Source organism: Curtobacterium sp. L6-1, from assembly GCF_018885305.1.
Classification (GTDB): domain Bacteria; phylum Actinomycetota; class Actinomycetes; order Actinomycetales; family Microbacteriaceae; genus Curtobacterium; species Curtobacterium aetherium.
In genome coordinates this window covers 2,454,926-2,469,309 of sequence record NZ_CP076544.1, presented here as the reverse complement: position 1 = coordinate 2,469,309, position 14,384 = coordinate 2,454,926, and the positions used below count along the sequence as shown (strand labels likewise).

Annotated in this window: 14 protein-coding genes; 9 read left to right on the top strand and 5 right to left on the bottom strand. The window is 74.2% G+C overall.

Annotated features, from left to right (window positions below):
• Nucleotides 1-731: 731 nt before the first annotated feature.
• The 3 genes from KM842_RS11280 to idi all read right to left on the bottom strand — a co-directional run bounded on the left by KM842_RS11280 (nt 732) and on the right by idi (nt 4,800).
• Entirely contained in the window at nt 732-2,789 is a 2,058-nt protein-coding gene (locus tag KM842_RS11280) for a CLIPPER-2 domain-containing protein (protein ID WP_216258427.1), read from the bottom strand.
• Nucleotides 2,790-2,871: 82 nt separating this feature from the next.
• Nucleotides 2,872-3,921, bottom strand: a complete 1,050-nt coding sequence (locus KM842_RS11275; protein WP_216258425.1) for a magnesium and cobalt transport protein CorA — start codon at nt 3,919-3,921, stop codon at nt 2,872-2,874.
• Between the two features lie 336 nt (nt 3,922-4,257).
• Entirely contained in the window at nt 4,258-4,800 is a 543-nt protein-coding gene (gene idi, locus KM842_RS11270) for an isopentenyl-diphosphate Delta-isomerase (protein WP_216258423.1), read from the bottom strand.
• Between the two features lie 21 nt (nt 4,801-4,821).
• Here idi and KM842_RS11265 point away from each other — a divergent pair, with 21 nt between their 5' ends.
• The 6 genes from KM842_RS11265 to KM842_RS11240 are packed head-to-tail and all read left to right on the top strand — an operon-like array spanning nt 4,822 to nt 10,204.
• Nucleotides 4,822-5,880 (top strand): polyprenyl synthetase family protein, encoded by a 1,059-nt coding sequence (locus tag KM842_RS11265; RefSeq protein WP_216258421.1) that lies wholly within the window; start codon nt 4,822-4,824, stop codon nt 5,878-5,880.
• Complete coding sequence (locus KM842_RS11260; RefSeq protein WP_216258420.1) at nt 5,877-6,830, top strand: phytoene/squalene synthase family protein; 954 nt, start codon at nt 5,877-5,879, stop codon at nt 6,828-6,830. The genes KM842_RS11265 and KM842_RS11260 overlap by 4 nt, the downstream gene beginning before the upstream one ends.
• Nucleotides 6,827-8,479 (top strand): phytoene desaturase family protein, encoded by a 1,653-nt coding sequence (crtI, locus tag KM842_RS11255; protein ID WP_216258418.1) that lies wholly within the window; start codon nt 6,827-6,829, stop codon nt 8,477-8,479. Before KM842_RS11260 ends, crtI begins: the two co-directional genes overlap by 4 nt.
• Nucleotides 8,479-8,838 (top strand): lycopene cyclase domain-containing protein, encoded by a 360-nt coding sequence (locus tag KM842_RS11250; RefSeq protein WP_216258416.1) that lies wholly within the window; start codon nt 8,479-8,481, stop codon nt 8,836-8,838. Before crtI ends, KM842_RS11250 begins: the two co-directional genes overlap by 1 nt.
• A complete protein-coding gene (locus KM842_RS11245; RefSeq protein ID WP_216258414.1) occupies nt 8,835-9,296 on the top strand; it encodes a lycopene cyclase domain-containing protein in 462 nt (153 codons plus the stop codon). Before KM842_RS11250 ends, KM842_RS11245 begins: the two co-directional genes overlap by 4 nt.
• The gene (locus KM842_RS11240; protein WP_216258411.1) at nt 9,293-10,204 is read left to right on the top strand and encodes a prenyltransferase; all 912 of its coding nucleotides are present in this window, start codon (nt 9,293-9,295) and stop codon (nt 10,202-10,204) included. The genes KM842_RS11245 and KM842_RS11240 overlap by 4 nt, the downstream gene beginning before the upstream one ends.
• Nucleotides 10,205-11,007: 803 nt before the next feature.
• Here KM842_RS11240 and KM842_RS11235 read toward each other — a convergent pair.
• Both KM842_RS11235 and KM842_RS11230 read right to left on the bottom strand, forming a co-directional pair.
• On the bottom strand, nt 11,008-11,748 hold the full coding sequence (locus tag KM842_RS11235) for an MBL fold metallo-hydrolase (protein ID WP_216258409.1): 741 nt from the start codon (nt 11,746-11,748) through the stop codon (nt 11,008-11,010).
• A 190-nt stretch (nt 11,749-11,938) separates the two neighbouring features.
• A complete protein-coding gene (locus KM842_RS11230) occupies nt 11,939-12,442 on the bottom strand; it encodes a MarR family winged helix-turn-helix transcriptional regulator (RefSeq protein ID WP_253206107.1) in 504 nt (167 codons plus the stop codon).
• 63 nt (nt 12,443-12,505) lie between these two features.
• On the opposite strand from KM842_RS11230, the gene KM842_RS11225 reads away from it, so the two are divergent.
• The 3 genes from KM842_RS11225 to KM842_RS11215 are packed head-to-tail and all read left to right on the top strand — an operon-like array spanning nt 12,506 to nt 14,382.
• The gene (locus tag KM842_RS11225; protein ID WP_301183791.1) at nt 12,506-13,033 is read left to right on the top strand and encodes a phenolic acid decarboxylase; all 528 of its coding nucleotides are present in this window, start codon (nt 12,506-12,508) and stop codon (nt 13,031-13,033) included.
• A gap of 1 nt (nt 13,034) precedes the next feature.
• Nucleotides 13,035-13,862 (top strand): alpha/beta fold hydrolase, encoded by an 828-nt coding sequence (locus KM842_RS11220; protein WP_216258407.1) that lies wholly within the window; start codon nt 13,035-13,037, stop codon nt 13,860-13,862.
• A gap of 58 nt (nt 13,863-13,920) precedes the next feature.
• Entirely contained in the window at nt 13,921-14,382 is a 462-nt protein-coding gene (locus tag KM842_RS11215; protein WP_216258405.1) for a hypothetical protein, read from the top strand.
• Nucleotides 14,383-14,384: the final 2 nt, after the last annotated feature.

Sequence of the window (14,384 nt, the reverse complement as noted above, 5' to 3'; positions counted from 1 at the left end):
GCGCGCAGCGGGCCCGGCGTGCGCCTCCCGTCCGGTGGGTGGGCGCGTCGTCGAACGCGCGCCTCGGCGCGGGTCGGGCGCGTCGGCGGCCCGGGCTCCGGGTCGCGCGGTGGTCGGGGCGGGACGCCGTCGCGCCGCCCCGTGCGCGGGACGCAGCTCCGGCGCCGAGACGCCGCCTCGGCGCCGAGACGCCGCTGGATGCGGCGGCGTCCTGCGAGGGTCACGGCGTCTCACGACGGTGGCGGTGCCGGGCGGGAGGGTCGTGGCGGCTGCAGCCAGGACCTCCGGTCTGTGACGCACCAGTCCCTGTCCGGCGCCCAGGCGCCGCCTAGGCGCCGGGACGCCGCCTGGGTGCCGGGACGCCGCTGGATGTGGCGGCGTCCTGGGAGGGTGGCGGCGTCTCACGACGCTGGTGGTGCCGGGCGGGAGGGTCGTGTGGCGGCCGCAGCCCGGACCTCCGGTCCGTGACGCACCGGTCCCTGTTCGGTGCCGAGGCGCCGCCTCGGCGCCGAGACGCCGCTGGATGTGGCGGCGTCCCGCGAGGGTCGCGGCGTCTCACGACGGTGGTGGTGTCGGACGGGAGGGGCGTGGCGGCTGAGGCCAGGACCTCCGGTCCGTGGCGCACCAGTCCCTGTGCGGCGCCGGGACGCCGCCTGGGCGCCGGGACGCCGCTGGATGTGGCGGCGTCCCGGGTCGGCGGCGGCGTCTCGCGACGCCGAGGCGTCGGTGCGTCAGCGCCCGGTGCTGCTCCGGCGGCGTCGGAGCAGGACCAGACCGGCGGCGAGGGCCACCAGGGCGGCGGCCCCCAGACCGGCGAGCCCGACCGCGGGGCCGGTGAAGGCGAGCGACCCGTCAGGGCCCCGGACGTCCGGGCGGGAGCCGGTGCCGCCCGTGCCGGACCCGACCGCGGGGGCCGGGACGACGGACGGGTCGCCGGTCGGCACCGGCGTGGGGCCCGGGGTCGGCTGGTCGGTCGGCTCCGGTGCCGGGGTGGGGGTCGGCGTCGGCGTCGGCGTCGGGTCCGGGGTGCCCGGCGCGGCGGCGGGGACGGTGACGTCGACGCTGTCGGTGACGGGGTCGGCGTCCCCGAGGAGCCCGGTGGGGGTGGCCTCGACCGTGACCGGGACCGTCGTCGGCTCCTCGGCGAGCGGGACCACGACGGTGATCCCCGCGGTGTCGCCCGGCGGGACGTCCGGCACCGGAACAGGGTCGACGCCGGGCACGGTGACCTCGACGTCGGTCAGCGGGACCGTGCCGTCGTTCTCGACGACGACCGCGACCTCGAGGCCGTCCGCCGTGACCTCGCCCGGCGTGGCCACGACGGCCACCTCGGCGCGCTCGACGGCGACCGTCGCCGAGGCGGGGTCGGACCGCACGGTCGACGTGGTCCCGGTCACCCGGGCGCTCGCCGTCGCGGTGTTCGTCAGCGAGCCGGCGTCCACGTCGGCCGCGGTGATCGTGGTGGCGGCGTCGCTGCGACAGGTGGTCGTCGCACCCACCGCCAGGGTCGTCTCGTCGCAGGTCACCGGGCCGGCGGTCGGGTCGTCGACGGCCACGTCGGAGAGCGGGACCCCGCCGGTGTTCCGCGCCGTGACCGTCCAGCGGACCGTGTCGCCGAGCCCGACCAGGCGGTCGCCGTCCCCGTCGGTGACGTCGGCCGTCTTCGTGAGCGCGAGGCCGCCGGGCAGCGCCGTGTTCGTCACCGTGCAGGCGATCGCGTCACCGACGCCGACCGGGATCGCGGTGCTCGTGCCGACGGACGTGCCGCTCGGCAGGTCGGTGGCCGCGACGCCGTTCCGGGTGCAGGCCCACGACGGGTCCGCGTAGCGGGACGGGTCCGTGGTGCCGGTGGGCGCCTCCCGAAAGGTCAGCGGAGTCCCGTCGGCCGCGACCAGCACCGTGACGTCACCAGTGGTGGCGGTCGTGCCGCCGGCGGTGTCGGCGCTCGCGACGACCCGGCCGGCCTCGTCGGCCACGCTGACGGTGAAGGCGTCGCCGCCGAACCCGTCGACGAGCTGCTTCGTGATCTGCACGCGCGAGACGAGGACGCCGAAGGCCACGGCCTCGCGGCCGCCCCGGCTGGCCATCGTCTGGCTGAAGGTCGAGGGCTCGCGGGCGGCGACGATCGCGGTGCCGGTCGGCGTGCTGCCGGTGCCGGTGCAGGTCACCGTGGTGGTACCGATCCCGGTGAAGCCCCGGCCGCAGGCGGTGCCGCGCTCGTCGGTGCCGTCCGGGCGGGTGGTGAGCGAGGTGAAGGGCGCGTCCGAGGTCCAGGTGATGGACTCGCCGCTCGCGGTCTCCTCGGCGTCCGCACCGACGAGCGACCAGCCCGTCACCGCGGCGCCCGAGGCGTCGGTCATGCGGACGTCACTGAGCGTCGCGGTCGAGGTCGTGGCGGCGGTCTGCTGGTACAGGGCCGGACGGACGGCGCCGTCGATCCCGGTGTAGTGCCCGCGGTTGCCGAGCCACGACCCGACGTAGGTGGGCAGGCGGACGGCCGCGACGGGGCCGCCGGACACGGTCACGGTCGCCCGCAGCCTGTAGCCACCGGGCAGGTCGAGCGCGAGCGGCTGCCCCGCGGGGGTCGCTGCGACGGCCGGGTCGAGGGCGGAGAGGTCGAGCCAGCAGAGCGTGTCGGCGTACGTGCCGGTCCCACTGTCGGCGAAGTCGCACCCGGGCGCGGCCGGGGCGGCGGTGGCGGACGCGGCGGGCAGGCCGACGGTGGCACCGAGCGCGAGTGCGCTGACGAGCAGGGCGGCGGCGGCGTCGCGGAGTCGTGTGATCCTCACCTCCCGGAGGCTAGGAAGAGAACGATCGTTCTGCCCAGGAAACGCGTCTCGCGGACAGTCGGACGGCTGCGCGCCGGGGCCGTCAGAGCCAGTTGCGCTTCCGGAACACCACCCAGAGGACCCCGGCCAGCGCGAGCATCGCCACGATCGCCACCGGGTAGCCGTACCGCCAGTGCAGCTCCGGCATGTGGTCGAAGTTCATGCCGTAGACGCCGGCGATGAGCCCGGGTGCGAAGAGGATCGCCGCCCACGACGAGATCTTCTTGACTTCCTCGCCCTGCTGGTGCGCGGCGCGGGCGAGCTGTCGACTCTCCTCGCCCTGCGCCAGGCTCGCGCTCGTCATCCGGCGCATCGCCTCGTTCTGCTCCTGGGACACGAGCGTCGCGTGCAGGGTCAGGGCGTTCTCGAGCAGCGCCCGGAAGGAGTCGACCCGCTCGGTGACCCGCAGTGCGTGGTCGAGCACGTTCCGCAGACGGTGCTGCACGTCGTCGTCCACGCCGTACTTCTCGGCGCCGCGGAGGAGCCCGCGCACCATCGAGGGCACCGGCTTCGTGGCACGTTGGAAGGCCAGGACCTCGCTGAGGAGCTGGTAGATCCGCTTGGACACGCCCGGGTCGACCTGTCCGGCGAAGAGCTGGTCCTCGATCTCGTCGATCTCGTCCTGCAGCACCTCGACGACCGGGCCGTAGCCGTCCACGACCTCGTCGAGCACCGCCGCCGTCACGGCCTCGGAGCCCTTCGCCAGGAACTCCGGGTCGGCTTCGCACCGGGCGCGCAGGGACGCCAGGTCGGGACGCTCGGCGTGCCGGACGCTCACGACGAAGCGCGCGCCGACGAACAGGTGCACCTCGCCGAACTCCACCGTGCCCGAGTCCTGTCGGTACCAGGCGGGGCGGAGCACGACGAAGAGGGTGTCGCCGTACCGCTCGAGCTTCGCCCGCTGGTGGCCCTTCTGGGCGTCCTCGACCGCGTTCTCGTGCAGGCCGAACTCGTCGGCGACCGCCGCGAGCTCGTGCGGGTCGGGACGCAGCAGGCCGATCCACGACAGGTCACCGGAGGCGGCGAGCGCCAGGTCGTGGTGCGACGCGACCCGTCGTCCGTCGACGTACACCGCGTTGTCGATGAGTGCCATGCTCTGCTCCCTCGGTCGGGAGGGCGAGCGGGCGCGACGCCGTCCGGTGCGACCCGGGCGGCGGGGGAGGGATCAGGTCGTGGGCGCGACGCGGACCGGGGCGGGCGGTCGGCCCACGGCAGGATGGTCACCCGACATCGCGCCTCACCTGCCCTTCGTCAGTCCGTGGCCGTGCGCTGCGCAGGGCCGTCGGCCACCGTACTCCGCCGCGGCGCGGGCGTCGAGCGGGCGGGGTGTCCCGCGGGTGACCCGGAGGTGAACAGGTCGGGCGTCGACCCGCGGCCTCGGCCGCTGCGAACCGTGACCCTCAGCGCCGGGCGCTGCGGACGGGGACCCTCAGCGGCGGGCGCTGAGCGCGTCGAGCGGGACCTGGGCGAGCTGCCACCCGAGCCACGGGCTGAACGCGAAGGGCGCGTTGGTGACGGCAGCGCGGAGCTTCTCCTCCGACAGCCACACCCACTCGGACACCTCGTCGTCGGCAGGCTGCGGGTCGGCGTCGGCCACGGCGCGGAACACCGGGCAGACCTCGTTCTCGACGATCCCGGAGGCGTCGACGGCGCGGTAGCGGAAGTCCGGCAGCACCAGTTCGACGCTGTGCACGGTCAGGCCGAGCTCGCGGTCGGCGCGGCGGGCGATCGCGTCCTCGAAGGACTCGTCCGGGCCCGGGTGCCCGCAGAAGGAGTTCGTCCACACGCCGGGCCACGTCTTCTTGGCGAGGGCGCGACGGGTCACCAGGAGGTCACCGGCGGCGTTCTGCACGTGGCAGCTGAAGGCGAGGTGGAGGGGCGTCTGGTCTGTGTGCACCGTGAACTTGTCCGCCGTGCCGATCGGGGTACGGTCGTCGGCCAGCAGGACCACGGTTTCCGGGAAAAGGCTCATCTGTCTCGATAGATTAGGCCAATGACCGAGGAAGCGGCCACCGTGGCGCACATCGACCTCGCGCTGGTGGACGAGTGCCTCGAGCGCTTCTTCACGGTGTCGAGCGCCCGGGCCCAGGCCTTCGGCCGACCGTCCGAGGAACTCTGGCGTGTGCTGCGCAAGGCGAGCATGGGCGGCAAGCGCTTCCGGCCCCGCATGGTCCTCACCTCGTACACCGCGCTCGGCGGTGAGGACGTCCACGCCGCCGCGCAGGTCGCCGCCGCGTACGAGCTGCTGCACACCGCGCTCGTCGTGCACGACGACGTCATCGACCGCGACTGGTCCCGACGTGGCCGCCCGAACGTCGCCGGGTCCTTCCGCGACACCGCGACGACCGGCGGGCTGCCCCTGCCGACCGCCGAGCACCGGGGGACGAGTGCGGCCGTGATCGCCGGCGACCTCGCGCTCGCCGCCGCTCCGCGCTTCATCGAGGCGAGCGGAGTCACCGGCGACCGTCGCTCCCGACTGCTCGACCTGTTCGACGACGCCGTCTTCGCCAGCGCCGCCGGCGAGATGGCCGACGTCGACCTGGCGCTCGGCGTGATGCCGACCGTCGACGAGGTGCTCCAGATGGAGCGCGCGAAGACGAGTGTGTACAGCTTCGAGGCGCCGCTGCAGTCCGGCGCCGTGCTCGCCGGCGCCCCGGAACCGGTCGTCGCCGCGCTCGGGGCCTTCGGGCGGGAGATCGGCATCGCGTACCAGATCGTCGACGACCTGCTGGGGGTGTTCGGCAACGAGGGCTCGACGGGCAAGACCGCGATCGGCGACCTGCGCGAGGGCAAGCGCACCATGCTCATCGCCTACGCCGCGACCACCGCCTGCTGGCCCGACCTGGCGCCGTACCTCGGCGACCCCGACCTCACAGAGGAGCGCGCCGCGGGCCTCCGCGCCCTGCTCGTCGAGTGCGGCGCCCGTGACGCCGCCCTCGACCGGGTCCGCGAGCACACCGCCCTGGCGCGCGCCGAGCTCGCGGGGCTGCCGTACGGACTCGGCTCGCGGCTCGAGGGCCTCGTGACCGAACTCGTGGAGCGCGTCCGGTGACGTCGAGCTCCACCCCGAACCGACTCCCGCTGTACGACGCCACCGCCGAGGCCGCCTCGAGCGTCGTCATCAGCCGGTACTCGACCTCGTTCGGACTCGCCAGCCGCCTGCTCACGAAGGACACCCGCGAGCACATCCGGAACGTCTACGCCCTGGTGCGCGTCGCCGACGAGGTCGTGGACGGCCCCGCCACCGAGGCCGGTCTCGACCCCGCGCTCGCCCGCACCGTGCTCGACGAACTCGAGACGGACACCGAGCGCGCCATGGCCCTCGGCTTCTCGGTGAACCCCGTCGTGCACGCCTTCGCCCGCAGCGCGCGCACCGTCGGGTTCGGCAGCGAGCTCACCCGCCCGTTCTTCGCGTCGATGCGGATGGACCTCGAGCAGACCGAGCACGACCCGGCCTCGTTCGACGCCTACGTGTACGGCTCTGCCGAGGTCGTCGGGCTCATGTGCCTGCGCGCCTTCGTGTACCGCGCCGGACGCCCGACGTTCGACGACGCCGTCCTCGTCGACGGCGCACGGGCACTCGGGGCCGCGTTCCAGAAGGTCAACTTCCTCCGCGACCTGCACGCGGACTTCGAGGTCCTCGGGCGCTCGTACTTCCCGGGCGTCGACGTGCGCAGCTTCGACGAGGCCACGAAGGACCGGCTCGTCGCCGACGTCCAGGACGACCTCGACCGGGCCGCCGTCACCGTCCCCCTCCTGCCGAAGGACGCCCGCCCGGCCGTCGCCCTCGCGCACGCGCTGTTCCAGGAGCTCAACGACCGCATCGCGGCCACCCCGGCGGCCCGGCTCGTCACCTCGCGGGTCCGGGTCCCGAACCCGGTGAAGGCGCGGCTCGCCGCGCGCGTCCTCACCCGCCGGGGCACCCTGCCCCCGCGCACCGCCGTCACCACGTCCGGCACCCCTGCACCACCCGCCCCCACACAGACCGGAGGCTCGTCATGAGCCCGACCCGCGCCTCCCGTCCGGTCACCGGACCGACCACCGGCCGGACGGTCCCCGTCCGCCGCGCCGTCGTCGTCGGCGGCGGCATCAGCGGACTCGCGTCCGCAGCGCTGCTCGCGAGGGACGGCTTCGCCGTCACCGTCCTCGAGCAGCGCACACAGCTCGGCGGCCGCGCCGGGTCCTGGGAGCAGGACGGGTTCCGGTTCGACACCGGCCCGAGCTGGTACCTCATGCCCGAGGTGTTCGACCACTTCTTCCGGCTGCTCGGCACGAGTGCCGACGAGCAGCTCGACCTCCAGGTGCTGGACCCCGGGTACCGCGTCTACACCGAGGGGCACGACGAGCCGATCGACCTGCGGGCCTCGCGCGAGGAGAACATCGCGCTGTTCGAGTCGATCGAGCCGGGTGCCGGCGCGAGGATGGCGAAGTACCTCGACTCCGCCGCCGACACGTACGACATGGCCGTGCGCCGGTTCCTGTACACGACGTTCCAGGACCTCACGAAGCTCGCCGCACCCGACGTCCTCAAGCGCGTGGGGAAGCTCGCGCGCCTGCTCGTCCAGCCCCTGTCGTCGCTCGCCGCCTCCGCCGTGCAGGACCGCCGGCTCTGGCAGATCCTCGGCTACCCGGCGGTGTTCCTCGGCACGAGCCCGTACTCGGCGCCGAGCATGTACCACCTCATGAGCCACCTCGACCTCGCCGACGGCGTCCTCTACCCGAAGGGCGGCATCACCGAGGTCATCTCGGCGGTGCAGCGCGTGGCGCTCGCCGAGGGGGCCACGATCAGCACGGGTGCCACGGTCTCGCGGATCGTCGTCGAGGGCGGGCAGGCGACCGGCGTCGCCTGGCACGACCAGGACGGCGTCGAGCACGTCGAGCACGCCGACCTCGTGGTCAGCGCGGCCGACCTGCGGCACACCGAGATGGAGCTCCTCGAGCAGGAGCACCGCACGCACGACGCGTCGCACTGGGCGAAACGCGACCCCGGCCCCTCCGCCGTGCTCGTCTACCTCGGCGTCGACGGTCCCGTCCCCGGGCTGCTGCACCACACGCTGGTGTTCACCGAGGACTGGAAGGAGAACTTCGGGGCGATCTTCGGGAAGGACCGGCACGTCCCGGACCCCGCCTCGATCTACGTCTGCGCGCCGTCGCTCACCGACGACTCCGTCGCGCCCGAGGGCACCAGCAACCTGTTCGTGCTCGTCCCGCTGCCCGCCGACGTCTCGATCGGCAAGGGCGGCATCGACGGCGCGGGCGACCGCCAGGTCGAGGAGATCGCCGACCGGGCCATCGACGTCATCGCCGAGCGCGCGGGGGTGCCCGACCTGCGTGACCGCATCCGGGTCCGCCGCACGATCGGCCCGCAGGACTTCGCCGACGACCTCAACGCGTGGAGCGGTTCCATGCTCGGCCCGGCGCACACGCTGACGCAGAGCGCGTTCTTCCGTGAGAAGAACGCTTCGACGAAGGTCGGCGGGCTCTACTACGTCGGTGCCTCGACGATCCCGGGCATCGGGCTGCCGATGTGCCTCATCAGCGCCGAGGTCCTGCTCAAGCGCATCCACGGCGACACCTCGACCGAGCCGCTGCCGACCCCGCTCACGCGCAACGCCGACGCCCCACCGGCACCAGCCCGGACGACGGGCTGATGCCGGGGCTGTACCTGGCCGGCCTCGTCCTGTCGATCGCCGGCATCGCGGTGCTCGACGCCCGGTACCGGCTGTTCTTCTGGCGCGCCCCGCTCCGCGCCGCCGCCGTCATGGCGATCGGCCTGGTGTTCTTCCTGGCGTGGGACGTCGCGGGCGTGCACCTCGGCATCTTCTTCATCGGGACGACCCCGCTGCTGACCGGCGTGCTGCTCGCGCCCGACGTGCCGCTCGAGGAACTGTTCTTCCTGGTGCTGCTCTGCTGGACGACGATGGACCTGTTCGCTGCCGTCCGTCCGGTGGTGGAGCGCCTGGGCCGCCGGGGCACCGCGACCCCGCGCCACGAGGACGGCCGGGCATGACCGGGTCCGGGACCTACGCGCTGCTCGCGGTGCCGTTCCTCGGGGTCGCCGTGCTCGTCGCGGTGCTCGCCGGGGTCGTCGCCGCCGGCCGTCGACGGACCGAGCCGGCGGGCGCCGCAGCACACGGGCGGCGGACGGCGGTACGCACCGGCGTCGTCGCCGGCATCGTGCTGCTCGCGATGACGTGCGTGTTCAACAACGTGATCGTCGGGCTCGGGATCGTCGCGTACGACCCGGCGCTGGTCCTCGGGGCACGGGTCGGGCTGTTCCCCGTCGAGGACCTCGCCTACGCGATCGGAGCCGTCCTGCTCCTGCCGAGCTGCTGGGTGCTGCTCGACCGCCCTCGACCGGCGCGGGTGGACCGACCGGCGCGGTCGGACCGACCGGCGCGGGCGGGCCGACCGGCGCGGTCGGATCGCCCGGACCAGCCGTCCCGTACACCGGAGGAGACCCCATGACCGTGCGCAGCGCCTCCAGGCCGTCGACGCTCCGCGCCCTGTTCGTCTCGTCGCGACCGATCAGCTGGGTGAACACCGCCTACCCGTTCGGCGCCGCCTACCTGCTCGGCAGCGGGGTCGGCGTCGAGGGTGGCGGCGGGTTCTCGCTGCTCGCGTTCCTGGTCGGCGTCGTCTACTTCCTGGTGCCGTACAACCTGGCGATGTACGGGATCAACGACGTCTTCGACTACGAGTCCGACCTGCGGAACCCGCGCAAGGGCGGGGTCGAGGGTGCGCTGCTCGACAAGAGCGTGCACCGGGCCACCCTCTGGGCGGTGGTCGTCACCAACGTGCCGTTCCTGCTCGTCCTGGTGCTGCTCGGCGGGCCGTGGTCGTGGCTCGCCCTCGCGGTCAGCGTGTTCGCCGTCGTCGCCTACTCGGCGCCCGGGCTGCGCTTCAAGGAGCGGCCGTTCCTCGACTCGCTCACCTCGTCGACGCACTTCGTGTCCCCGGCCGTCTACGGGCTCGCGCTCGCCGGTGGACAGTGGACCGGGCAGCTCGTCGCCGTCTGCACCGCGTTCTTCCTGTGGGGTGTCGCGTCGCACGCGTTCGGCGCCGTGCAGGACGTGCTCGCCGACCGGGCCGGGGGGATCGGGTCCGTGGCGACCGTCATCGGGGCTCGTGCGACCGTCCGTCTGGCGTTCGTGGCGTACCTGGTGGCCGGGGTCGCGCTGCTGTTCTCGTCGTTCCCGGGGCCGATCGCGGCGGTCGTCGTCGTGCCGTACGCGCTGAACGTGTTGCCGTGGTGGAACGTCACGGACGCAGGGGCGGAGGCGGCGAACGCGGGGTGGAAGCGGTTCCTCTGGATCAACTACCTGGCGGGGTTCATCGTGACGATGGCCCTGATCGGGTTCGCGTTCACGCACTGACCCTGCCGGGCCGGGCCGGGCCGGGCTGTGCTGGGTGGGGCAGGGCAGGGCAGGGCGTGGCGGGACGGGGCGTCGTGCGGCGAGGTCGCACGACGTGCCGCGGGCGTCGCGCCGGGGTGGTCGCACGACGTGTCGCGGGCGTCGCGCCGAGGTCGCACGAACCGCCGCTCGGGGGCGCGTCCAGCGGCAGATTCTGCAACCGCGGGAGCGCCAACTCGGCGGCGGGCCCCCGGGCGCCGAGGTCGCACGACGAGCCCGGCCCCTCGTGCCGAGGTCGCACGACGTGCCGCGGGGGTCGCGCCGGGGCCACACGACGTGCCGCAGGCCTTGCGCCGAGGTCGCACGAACTGCCGCTTGGGAGAGGGTTCGGCGGCAGATTCTGCGACTTCGGGAGAGCCAGCTCGGCGGCGGGTCCCCGGGCCGGGATCGCACGACGTGCCCGACCCCTCGTGCCGAGGTCGCACGACGTGCCGCGGGCCTTGCGCCGAGGTCGCACGAACTGCCGCTCGGGGGAGGGTTCGGCGGCAGATTCTGCGACTTCGGGGGAGCCAGCTGGGCGGCGGGTCCCCGGGCGCCGGGATCGCATGACGCGCCCGGCCCCTCGCGCCGAGGTCGCACGACGTGCCGCGGGCGTCGTGTCCAGGTCGCACGAACTGCCGCTCGGATGCTCCGGAGACGGCAGATCGTGCGACCTCGGCCCCCGCGCCACCCCCGCGTCACCCCCGCGCCGCCCCAGCGCCGCCCGCCCCCCCCCCGCCCGTCTGCCCGCCTGCCCGCGGCCCGCGGACCGCCCCGCCCGCGCGTCAGGCCGCGCCGGCCGCCCGCCGCGCCTGCGTGACCGCCGCACGCACGCCCCGTGACCACGACGGCCCGTGCCCCGGCAGGACGTGCCGCGCCTCCGTGTCCACCAGCAGGTCGAGCGACGCCACCGCCGTCTCGACGTCCGAGGTCGCCGCCGGAGCCACGATCCGAGGCCCGATCCCGCCGGTGTAGGGGTCGAGCGTGACCAGGGCGTCCCCGACGAGGACGGCGTCCCGGTCGGCGAAGTGCAGCGCGACGTGCCCGTCGGTGTGACCGGGCGTCTCGATGATCCAGGGGTTTCCGGGGGTGTCGGCGCGCGACTCCATGAGCTCGACCTCGTCGATGCCGTCGACCGTCGCGGCACCCGCCACGAGCATCCACCCGAGGGGCAGCAGCCCGCCCGGGTGCGTCAGGACGAAACCGAACCGGTTCACCGCCGGCCGGTACGAGTACGGGTGTGCGGCCAGCTCGCGGTCGCCCGGGTGCACGTAGACGGGCGTTCCCCACTCGCGGTGCATGCGGGCGGCCGTGCCGACGTGGTCGAAGTGCCCGTGCGTGAGCAGCAGGGCCTCGACCCGGTCGGGGGAGTACCCGAGGTCGTGCACGGCGAGCAGCAGGTGCGGCCAGACGGCGGGCAGCCCGGCGTCGACGACGAGCAGTCGGTCGCCGGTCTCGACGAGGTAGGTGTTGGTGTGTGCGAGCTCGAGGCGGTGGATGCCCTCGGCCACGTCGCGGAACAGCATGTCGCGGACGGTAGGCCGCTGGTGCTGGACGCGGTCCCGGCCCGGCACCACCGCCACGCCGGGTCGGACCGACCCGACCGGTGGGCCCGACCAACCGGCCCCGACCGGTGGGACCGATCAGCCGGCCCGACCGCGGGCCCGACCAACCGGCTCGACCGGCGGGCCCGACCAACCGGCCCGACCGCCCTGGTCAGACCCCGTCCGGCTCCGCAATCGCGGCCTGGAGGCGCGCCAACACCGGCAACGCCGCCGCCAGCGCCGCGCGGTCCGCGTCCGGCAGCCCGGCCAGGGCGCGCAGCAGGACCCGCTCGGCCGCCGCGTCGTACACGCGGAGGCGCTCGCGCGCCAGGTCGGTGAGCCCGACCTCGGTGCTCCGGCCGTCCCCGCGGGCGAGGCGTCGCTCGACCAGCCCGTCGCGCTCCACGGCGGCGACGAGGTTGCTGACGGTGGACCGCGCGAGCCCGAGCGAGCGGCCGAGCGCGGTGGGGCTGGCCCACCCGTCCTCGTCGAGCCGCCGGAGCACCTCGATCTGCGCGTCCGGGATCGTGGGCAGCTCGCCCTCGTGCCGGGAGGCGTTGAGCAGCGTCCGGCGGAACGGTCCGACCTGGGCGCTCAACCGACGGGCTGCGTCGCGCAGGTCGTCGGCGGCAGCGGTGGGGCTGCGGTCGCCGGCGTCGCTCGCGGGGGTTCGCACTCCCTCAGGGTAGTCGCAGGGAAAGCGATTGCAACAAACGCATTCCGAGAGCAAACTCAACGTATGGACATCACCACGAGCGTCGAACACCCCGAGCCCACGCAGGACCTCTCCGGCATCGTCGGACACCGCTTCATCTACACGTACGCCAACGGCTGGCAGTACGAGATGTACGTGAAGAACGCCACGACGATCGACTACCGCATCCACTCCGGCATGGTCGGCGGCCGGTGGGTCAAGGACCAGCAGGTCGACCTCGTCGCCCTGACCGACGGCGTCTACAAGGTGTCGTGGAACGAGCCGACCGGCACGAGCGTCGTCGTCAACGTCGTTCCCGGGGTGCGCGTGCTGCACGGCACGATCTTCTTCCCGCACTGGGTCGAGCTCGACGGCAGCAAGACCGTGCTCTTCCAGAACGACCACCTCGACCGCATGCGCGAGTACCGCGACGCCGGCCCGACCTACCCGATCTACGTCGTGCCGGAGTTCGCGCACATCACGCTGTTCGAGCACGTGGGCGCGGACGACGAGACCGTCATCGACACCGCGCCCGGCGACCTCCCGGCCGGCTTCGCGGACCGGACGAACTGACGTGGCCGCCGGACCGGACCACGCCGGACCGACGCCCGCCGCGGTCCCACCCCGCCCGGTCACCCTCGACCACCGCGGTGCGACCCTGCGCGGCTGGCAGTGGAACGACCCGCGGGCGGACGACACCCGCGTGCTGCTCGTGCACGGGTTCGGCAGCGACGCCACCGGGTCGCAGCAGCTCTTCGTGCAGACCGCCCGGGCGCTCGCGGCCCCTGGCGCGACGGTCCGGTCGTACTCCCGCCTGGGGCACGGCTTCAGTGACGGGGACTTCGCCGACACCACCATCGGCGACGAGGTCGACCAGGTCGTCGCCATGGCCCGCGCCCTCGCGACCGCCGCCCCCGTCGGCCCCGCCCCGGCCGCACCCACCCGCCCCGTCCACCTCGTCGCGCACAGCCTGGGCGCCGTCGAGTCGGTCCTCGCGGCGGCCCGGGTGCCGGAGCTCGTCGCCACCCTCACCCTCTGGTCGCCCGCCGGGGTCGTCGTGGACGACATCGTCGGGAAGGACGAGATCCAGGGGCAGCCGCTCGCCCCGGTCCGGGAGCGCGGCTGGTTCGACTTCGGCGGCATGGCCCTGGGACGTGGCTTCGTCGACGAGGTCCGGGCTGGCCTCGACGTGTGGGGCCCCGCCGCCACGTACCCCGGGCCAGCCGAGGTCGTGCACGGCACGGCCGACACGATCGTCCCCGTTGCCTACGGCCGGCGGTACGCGGACCTCCTGCCCGGCGGCACGTTCACCGCGGTCGAGGGAGCCGACCACGGCTGGTCGTCGGTGCCCTGGCGCACGCAGCTCGTCGACCGTCTCCTCCGCACCGCCGGCCTGGACTGAGGGGCCCGGGTCCGCGCGCCCGCGAGTGTGCTCGGCGTGCATCGTGTACTCAGGGAGCATGGCCAACGACTCCCTGCCCGAGCTCGAGCTCGCGAACGTGCGGACCCGTGAGCGCCTCACCGAGACGGTGAGGCGCCTCCAGCGGAAAGCCGACGTCCCCGCGCGCACCCGTCTCGCCGTCGCGAAGACCCGTCAGCGCTGGCACCGCGACCCGACGCCGCTCGTCGCCGTCGCGATGACGGCCGCGACCGGCATCGCCGCGATCGTCGTCGGCACACGGCTGCGGAACGAGCCGGCCGGGCGCATGGCTGCGCTCCGTGAGCCCGCGCCCGTCCCGGTGTTCAAGCCGGTGAAGGTCGGCAAGAGCGGCAAGTCGACGGGTGTCCCCGTGTTCGCGCGCAAGGACCCGACCGGCAACCCCGTGTACCAGGAGCGCCAGGCAGCCGAGAAGCGCCGGAAGAAGGACGCGAAGCGGAACAAGCGGGCCGTCAAGCGGATCACGAAGGTAGCGAAGGGCTGATC

Coding starts and splice junctions, on each gene's coding strand:
- KM842_RS11275 (WP_216258425.1), bottom strand. CDS start 3,921: ATGGCACTCATCGACAACGCGGTGTACGTCGACGGACGACGGGTCGCG.
- idi (WP_216258423.1), bottom strand. CDS start 4,800: ATGAGCCTTTTCCCGGAAACCGTGGTCCTGCTGGCCGACGACCGTACC.
- KM842_RS11265 (WP_216258421.1), top strand. CDS start 4,822: ATGACCGAGGAAGCGGCCACCGTGGCGCACATCGACCTCGCGCTGGTG.
- crtI (WP_216258418.1), top strand. CDS start 6,827: ATGAGCCCGACCCGCGCCTCCCGTCCGGTCACCGGACCGACCACCGGC.
- KM842_RS11250 (WP_216258416.1), top strand. CDS start 8,479: ATGCCGGGGCTGTACCTGGCCGGCCTCGTCCTGTCGATCGCCGGCATC.
- KM842_RS11245 (WP_216258414.1), top strand. CDS start 8,835: ATGACCGGGTCCGGGACCTACGCGCTGCTCGCGGTGCCGTTCCTCGGG.
- KM842_RS11240 (WP_216258411.1), top strand. CDS start 9,293: ATGACCGTGCGCAGCGCCTCCAGGCCGTCGACGCTCCGCGCCCTGTTC.
- KM842_RS11235 (WP_216258409.1), bottom strand. CDS start 11,748: ATGCTGTTCCGCGACGTGGCCGAGGGCATCCACCGCCTCGAGCTCGCA.
- KM842_RS11225 (WP_301183791.1), top strand. CDS start 12,506: ATGGACATCACCACGAGCGTCGAACACCCCGAGCCCACGCAGGACCTC.
- KM842_RS11215 (WP_216258405.1), top strand. CDS start 13,921: ATGGCCAACGACTCCCTGCCCGAGCTCGAGCTCGCGAACGTGCGGACC.